Raw genomic sequence first — 7,931 nt, forward strand, 5'->3', positions numbered from 1 at the left:
CCTGCCGATGCCGCTCAGACGAGGCAACACGCTCCTGCTCGCCGCCGCGCTGGCCCTCATGGGCGCACCGGTGGTCGCGGCGCCCGCCGCTGCCGCCGACGTGGACCCGACCACCTTGGTGAACCCGTTCGTCGGCACGCAGAACTTCGGCAACACCTTCCCCGGCGCGAGCCTGCCGTTCGGCATGCTGCAGGTCAGCCCGGACACCGGTGGCCAGGGCGGTTACGACTACGAGCAGCAGGAGATCCACGGCTTCAGCCAGACGCACCTGTCCGGCGTCGGCTGCGGCGTCGCGGGCGAGCTGCCGGTCATGCCGACGACCGGCCCGGTGGACAACGTTGACACCGCCGGTTACCGGTCGAAGTACTCGCACGCCGACGAGGAGGCGCGTCCGGGCTACTACCGGGTCGGGCTGTCCCGCTACGGCGTGAACGCCGAGCTGACCGCCACGCCGCGCACCGGCTGGCAGCGCCACACGTTCCCGGCGGGCGCGCAGGCGAACGTCCTGTTCAACACCGGCAAGGCCAACCAGCAGGTGCTGGACTCCGAGGTGCACGTCGTCGGCGACCGGACCGTCGAGGGCCGGATCAAGGCCGGGCGGTTCTGCGCCGGGCACGACGAGCACACCGTGTACTTCACCGCCACGTTCGACCGGCCGTTCGCGAGCTTCGGCACGTGGCGCGGCACGACCCGCGCGCCGGGCGTGCCGGACGCGGCGGGCCAGGGCGGCAACGGCGCCTGGGTGACCTTCGACGCCACGGCCGACCGGGACGTGGTGCTCAAGGTCGGCCTGTCCTACACCGGGATGGACGGCGCGCGGAAGAACCTCGCCGCCGAGACCGGCGACTCCTACGACTTCGACGCGACGAAGGACCGGGCGCACCAGACCTGGGTGCGGCGGCTGGACTCCATCAAGATCGACGGTGGCGCGCCGGAGCGGCGGACCGCGTTCTACACCGCGCTGTACCACTCGTTGCTGCACCCGAACCTGGCCGGTGACGTGGACGGCCGGTACCTGGGCTTCGACGGGCGAGCGCACGTCGCGGACGGCTTCACGCCCTACCAGAACCTGTCGTTGTGGGACACCTACCGGCCGCAGAACCAGCTGTTGGAGCTGCTGGAACCCGCGGTCGCCCGGGACGTGGCCCTGTCGGTGGTGGCGAGCGGCCGCGACGGCGGGTGGTTGCCGCGCTGGGCGCTGGCCAACAGCGAGACCAACATCATGACCGGCGACCCGGTGACGCCGTTCCTGGTCGAGGCGTGGTCGAAGGGCCTGCTCGCCGGGCACGAGGAAGAGGCGTACGAGCTGCTCAAGCGCAACGCCACCAGCGTCCCGCCGGCCGACTCGCCGTACAACGGGCGGTCCGGTGTGGACTTCTACCTCGACCGCGGCTACATCCCGTCCGGCCTGAAGCTCGGCGTCGACTGCGCGCACAAGGGCGGCGACAACGACTGCGTGCACCCGGCGTCGGCGACGCTGGAGTACGCGGCGGCCGACGCGTCGCTCGCCATCATGGCGCGCGGCCTGGGCAAGCACGACGACGCGCGTGTGCTCGCCGAGCGCGGGCAGTGGTACCGCAACCTGTGGGACGCCTCGACCGGCCACTTCCGGCCCCGCACGGCCGAGGGCACGTGGGTGACGCCGTACAACCCGGTCGACGCCGGTCACCAGTTCCACGAGGGCGGCGCGTTCCAGTACCAGTGGCTGGTGCCGCAGGACCCGAACGGCCTGGTGCAGCTGATGGGCGGCCGGCGGGCGACCGAGCAGCGGCTGGACGCGTTCTTCGCCTACGACGAGCTGCTCGCCGACCCTGCCGGGACCGTGCGCGAGGACTGGATCACGCAGCCGTACGACTACTACGGCAAGCCGACGTACAACCCGAACAACGAACCCGACCTGCTCGCGCCGTACTTCTACCTGTCCACCGGCACGCCGTCGAAGACGGCGACCGTGGTGCGCGCGGCGATGACGTTGTTCACCACCGGTCCGGACGGCATGACCGGCAACGACGACCTGGGCACGATGTCGGCCTGGTACGTGTTCTCGTCGCTCGGCCTGTACCCGACGATGAGCGGCGGCGACTTCCTCGCGCTGTCCAGCCCGCAGTTCCCGGGCGCGACCGTCCGAACGGGGCAGAAGACGCTGACCATCACCGCGCCGGGGGCCAGTGACGCCAACCGGTACGTCCAGCAGGTGTCGTTCAACGGCCAGGACGTGCGCAAGACGTGGCTGGACTGGGACACCGTGGCGGGCGGCGGCACGTTGGCGCACCGGCTCGGCACCGCGCCGTCCTCCTGGGGCACCGGTCCCGGCGCCGAGCCGCCGTCGGTCAACCGCGCGCAGGCCGACGGGCGGCGGCACGTGGACGCGTCGCTGCGCCAGGCGTCGGCGGTCGTGCCGACGGCGGACGCGCCGCAGACCGTCGAGCTGACCCTGGACGTGCTCGTCCAGGCGCCCGGCACGGTGCCGGTCGGCATCACGGCGACCGCGCCGGACGGCTGGTCGGTGACGACCACCGGGCAGCTGGTGATCAAGTCGGGCCGGTTGCCGACCCAGCGGTCGGTGGGGGTGGTGGTGACGGTGCCGGCCGGCACGCCGATCGGCCGCTACCCGGTGCGGGTCACCGTCGCGGGGCCGAACACCGTGGTGCGCGAGGCGGTGGTGGACGTCCGGAAGGCGGCGACGTGCGCGGTGGCGGGCGCGCAGTGCGCGGTCGACCTGGCCGGTGAGCTCAACCACGACGGCACGGCCACCGTCGCCGCGTCCGACCAGGGCAACTTCGACGGCTCGGGCTGGAGTTACGACGCCGCGCTGCTGCCCGCACCCGGCCCGGTGGTGCTGGGCGGCGTGACCTACCAGGCGCCGGACGCGTCCGGCACGGCGGCGAACTTCGTCGAGGCACGTGGGCAGGCGATGCTGCTGCCCGGCGGCCGGCACTCGGCGCTGCGACTCGTGGCGGCGTCGCACAACGGCCCGGTGACCACGGCGGTGACCGTCCGGTACGCCGACGGCAGCACGGCGGAGGCGGCCATGACGGTCGGCGACTGGGCAGGCTCCGGCAGCACGGTGGTGCTGGAGATGCCCCACCGCATCAAGGCGGGTCAGGGCGTGGACGGCCCGCCGGTGCGCCTGTTCGGCCTCTCCCTGCCGCTCGACCCGGCCAAGGCGGTGCACTCCGTGACCCTGCCCGACGACCCGCGGGTGGAGGTGTACGCGATCACGCTGGCGTAGCCGACGCGGTCCACCGTTCGCCGGCAGCCAGGGCCGCGTGGCCCTGGCTGCCGGCCGTCCGTTCGACTCAGTTGTCGTCCGGCGACGCGAACGGCAGGTCGTCGACTCCGTGGTCCTCGGTCGCCGGCGCCTCGGCCGACCCGAGCGCGAGCACGTCGGCGTGCGGCGCGGCCCGAAGCGCGGACGGGTCGAGGCCTTCCGCGCGCTTCCACTCCTCGAAGCCCCGGTCGCGCCGGCGGCGTTCCTCCTTGATCCACTCGCGGCCCTCGACCGCCACGGCTTCCAGGATGCGCAGCGCCGACGTGATCCCGGAGGCGGCGAAGGCCAGTTCCTCCAGCTGCTCCGGGTTCTCCTCCTTGTCGCTGAGCTCCTCGAAGTTCTCCACGACCAGGCTGATGTCGCGGCTGTTCTGCAACGACAGGTGCAGTGCCCGGCTCAACACCGTGCCCTGGCGCGATTCCAGCAGGGTGGTGTCGTCGTTGTCCCAGACGAGGACGATCGTGCGCTTCTCGCCGGCGAACTGCACACCCACCTCCTTGACCTCCACGAGCACCAGCGAGCCGTAGCTGAAGGACGCGCGCTGTTCGTTGCTCACGGCGGCGATCTCGAACTGCAGGTCGAACCGGAACTCGCGCACGCCGTTCTCCGTCAGGAGGAACACCAGCACGAGGTAGTTGGAGTAGCGGGGCGGTCCGTAGATCACCCGGGCGCGCTTGGCCCGCGGCAGCCCTTCGGTGAGGACGACGTGCGCGATGACGTCCCGGTTGGCCAGCCCGGCCCGTTTCATGGCCACGGCCTTGAGGTGCGCCTTGTCGAAGTCGAACCACCGCGCCATCTCGGCGTCCGTGGGGCGGTCGGCGAGCTGTTCGAGGCAGCGCTCCCGTTCCGCCCGTTCCTCCTCCAACAACGCCTGGCACTCGGCGCGCTCGTGCGACAGGGCCAGCTTCCGGCCGACCAGGTCCGCCCCGCCCGTGCCGCCCACCACGACGCCTGCCACCGTCGCGCCCCAGATCGAGGTCACCGCGGACCACTCGCCCAGGGCCGCGTGGGCACCGGCGACACCGATGATCGCGACCAGCGCGCCCAGCAGCGCGGCCACGCCCTGGGCCACCTCGGCGTGCGAGACCTTGCGGAAGGCGAAGAACCGGCCGTCGGACCACCGGTCCGCCCAACGGGCGACGTGCATCCTGACGAGCCAGTGCAGCGTCCACGCGCTGATCTCGCGCTTGACGGCACGGCGGTAGGCGTCGCGGTGCTCCGGGTCGGGGATCACCGAGCCGTAGGTGCGCACCAGCCGCAGGTAGAGCATCTGCCCGCTGCGCTTGGCGTCGTCCTTCCACCGCCGTCCCTCGACGTGCTTGTCCGGGTGCTTCCGGTCGATCTCCCGCTCGATGAGCCCGAGTACGTCGGCGCGGAACCGCTTGCTGCCCAGCCGGCGCAGGTTCTCCACCGCTTCCGGGACGCGGCGCCCACCGTGCTCCACCTCCAGCCGCCGCCGGCGCCGGCGGGACGCCACGACCCGCCCGCCCAGCCACACGGTCGCCCCTTGCGCGAGGACGGCCAAGGCGGTCCACGCCGCGACCGCGTCCGCCACGCCCGGCGCCGCGGCGCTCAGCGGCACGAGGAGCCCGCCGATCAGCACGACGCCGCCGAGCACGGTGAGGGCCCACGTGCGCAGCGGCACCCGGCCGTCCTCGTACGGCGTGACGAGGCGGGGTTCGGCGGGCGTCGCCTCGAAGAACTTCCAGGCCCGCTCGGAGCGGTTGCCGGAGACGCGGGCCTCGGCGACCGCCTCGGAGTTGTCGCGGTCCAGCCGGTCCTGCATCGCGCCACCGATGATCATGCCGAGGTGTCGCGTGATCTCCTCGCGGCGTTGCTTGGACAGGAGGTTGAACCGGGCGAGCACCTCGTCGAGCGCCTCGCGGTCGGGTTCCCGCTCGTGCTCCTGCGCGGTCACGCACGTCATCAGGTCGCGGATGACGTCGAGGGCGGCACGCCACGAGTCGTGGGCGTACCGGTCGGCGATGCCCGACGCCGTCTTGATCTGCTCGAACTGCGCCGACCCGAGCTGGTTGATCGAGCGCTCGCTCAGGGTGGCCAGGGCGTAGTGGTAGGCGACCTCGGTGCTCGACAGGCCGGCCCGGACCACCTCGGTCAGCAGTCCCTCGGCGATCCTGGGCGAGCCGCCGGCGAGGTGGTTGCGCGCCACCTCGTACTTGCGCTGGGGCGGGTCGTCCTTGGTGAACTGGTACACCGTCGAATCGCCGTGGAACACCGCGCCACCGTTGACCACGCCCACCTGCGTGACGCGGTTGTGGTCGCCCTCGACGGTGTTCCTGACCTCGGGCTCGCCGTCCTGCCGGCTCACGGCGCGCCACCGAAGACCCGGGCGAGCAGGGCGAGCAGTTCGGGATCACCGGCGAAGTGGTCCGCGAGGCCGGCGCGCAGGGCCCGCAGGCGGGTGGTGTCGGTGGGTGCGGTGCTCGCCTGGTGGCGGAGGTCCACCAAGCCGAGCATCGCGCCGGTGAACGCCTCCACCGTCAGCCGGTCGGTCCGGCGGGCCTCCGCGACGGCGGTGGTGAGCCGTTCCAGGGCGAGGAGGTCCGGCCCGGGGGAGTCGCCGAACCAGACCCCTCCGTTGATCACCCCGGCCTGGATGGCGAAGTTGGCCGTGCCGGACACGCTGTTGTGGACCGACGTGCCGTTGCCGCTGCCGTTGCGCGGGTCCGGCTGGTCCGGCGTCGACGACAGCTCGGCGATCAGCACGCGCATGAACAGCGCCGCGTTGCGCGCCGCCAGCTCCTGCGAACCCCCGCGGTCGGCCGCGTCCTTCGCGCCGTCGGCGAAGTCGCTGATCCCCCGGATCGTGATGGTCGGTGTCGAGCCGTGCAGGTGGCCGCACTGCGCGACGCCCGCGCTCTCCGTCTCCACGGCGACCGCGTCGTTGAAGTGGTGGCTCAGGTGCCGCGCGGTCGCCGACGTCCTCGTGTTGAGCACGACCTCGCCCGACGCGATCGGCTCGAAGTGGACCTGGGGAGGCTCCTGGCCGGCGGGCAGCCCGGAGCGCCACGCCGGCGTGCGCGCCAGCACCCGGGCGGTCTGCTCGAGGGTGTGCGCCGTCTCGTACGCGCGGGGTCGGGCGTGGTCGCCGTCGTCCTCGCTGCGCATCGCGTGGTAGCCGTACACGCGGGTGGCGACGACCACGTCGCCGAGGCGGAGCCAGTCCCGCAGACCGCCCGCGACACCCACGAACAGCACGGCGGACGGCTGGAACTCGGTGAGGGCGCGTTCGGTCATGACGGCCGCGGCCCCGTTGCCGGCGCCGGTCAGGGCGACCACGACGTGGTGGTCGGGGTGGCCGGCGAGCACACCGCGCTCGAAGATCGTCCCGGTGGGATGTCGGTGCGGCCGCACGTCGACGAGGTGCTGGACGACGGCAGCGCGCTCGACCTCCAGCGCCGTGAGGACCACGATCATCTGCTCTGCTCCGTTCACTGGCCGGGCGCGCATGTGATGACAGCGGAAACGGCGCGGTCGGCGGGGCGGGGCCGGTCGACGGTAGGCGCCGGCGGTACAGGGGTCCGAACCTTGACGTCAGTCTGACGATAAGACCGACCCATGGTTTTCGTCAACCTGACGGTTACCGGCGCGGTCCGTGCCCGTCGGCGTCCGCACGTCGTTGGCCGAGGGGTGTTCCGCCGCCGTCGGTCCATTTGTCGTCACAACGACGAGAAGTTAAGGTGATGCGATGGGCGCCTCATGGACGATCCCGACGGTGGCGATAGCCGTCGACCTCGCGGTGCTCACCGTGCGCGCGGAACGCCTGCACGTGCTGCTGGTCAACCGGGGCGTCGAGCCGTACCGCGGCCGCCTCGCGCTGCCGGGCGGGTTCCTGTCCACTGAGGACGAGGACATCGACGTCGCGGCGGCTCGGGAGCTCGCCGAGGAGACCGGGCTCGACGCGGCCGGGCTGCACCTGGAGCAGTTGCGCACCTACGGCGCACCGGGCCGTGACCCGCGCATGAGGGTGGTCACCGTCTGCTACCTGGCCATCGTGCCGAACCTGCCGCTGCCCAGCGCGGGCGGTGACGCCGAACGGGCGCGGTGGGTGCCGGTGGACCGGGTGCTCGGCCGCCGCCGGCGGCTCGCGTTCGACCACGGTCAGATCATCGCCGACGCGGTCGACCGGGCCCGCTCGAAGCTGGAGTACACGACGCTCGCCACCGCCTTCTGCAACCCCGAGTTCACGATCTCGGAGCTGCGGCGCGTCTACGAGATCGTGTGGTCCGAGGAGTTGGACGCGCGCAACTTCCACCGCAAGGTCACCGGGGTCGACGGCTTCCTGGTGGCCACCGGCAAGCGCACCAGCGGCAACGGCGGACGTCCCGCCGTCATCTACCGCCGCGGCCCGGCCACGGTCCTGCACCCGCCGATCCTGCGCACCTGAACCCGCCGGTGGGACTCGAAGACGACCCGTTCGACTGGCGGGTGCCGAGGACGGCCAGGTGTTGGTGTCGCGCGTTGTCGGCGCGGGTGACCGGCAACTACAAGCGCGGCAACGAGAGGTGAGCGCGGTCGGCTTGCGTTGACGTCGACGTCAACGCCTAGTAGTGCTTTGTTAGGTTTCGGCGTGTCGGGGGGGCACCGGGGCGGGCTGGGCGGTTTCATGTCCCGGTGACCCCTGATGAGCTTGCTCATG

The 7,931-nt window shown here is 72.2% G+C and carries 4 protein-coding genes; 2 read left to right on the plus strand and 2 right to left on the minus strand.

What is annotated here, in order from left to right:
* The first annotated feature begins 7 nt into the window (after window positions 1–7).
* Window positions 8–3,232, plus strand: a complete 3,225-nt coding sequence (locus ACZ7GX_RS28555) for a GH92 family glycosyl hydrolase (protein WP_498781050.1) — start codon at window positions 8–10, stop codon at window positions 3,230–3,232.
* Between the two features lie 67 nt (window positions 3,233–3,299).
* On the opposite strand, the gene ACZ7GX_RS28560 is transcribed toward ACZ7GX_RS28555, so the two are convergent.
* Both ACZ7GX_RS28560 and ACZ7GX_RS28565 read right to left on the minus strand, forming a co-directional pair.
* Window positions 3,300–5,600, minus strand: a complete 2,301-nt coding sequence (locus ACZ7GX_RS28560; RefSeq protein ID WP_498781051.1) for a hypothetical protein — start codon at window positions 5,598–5,600, stop codon at window positions 3,300–3,302.
* Window positions 5,597–6,709, minus strand: a complete 1,113-nt coding sequence (locus ACZ7GX_RS28565) for a 5'-methylthioadenosine/S-adenosylhomocysteine nucleosidase family protein (protein WP_498781053.1) — start codon at window positions 6,707–6,709, stop codon at window positions 5,597–5,599. The genes ACZ7GX_RS28560 and ACZ7GX_RS28565 overlap by 4 nt, the downstream gene beginning before the upstream one ends.
* Window positions 6,710–6,980: 271 nt before the next feature.
* Here ACZ7GX_RS28565 and ACZ7GX_RS28570 point away from each other — a divergent pair, with 271 nt between their 5' ends.
* Window positions 6,981–7,679 (plus strand): NUDIX hydrolase, encoded by a 699-nt coding sequence (locus tag ACZ7GX_RS28570; protein ID WP_498781055.1) that lies wholly within the window; start codon window positions 6,981–6,983, stop codon window positions 7,677–7,679.
* Window positions 7,680–7,931 lie beyond the last annotated feature (252 nt).

Source organism: Actinosynnema sp. NPDC037264 (genome assembly GCF_055603705.1).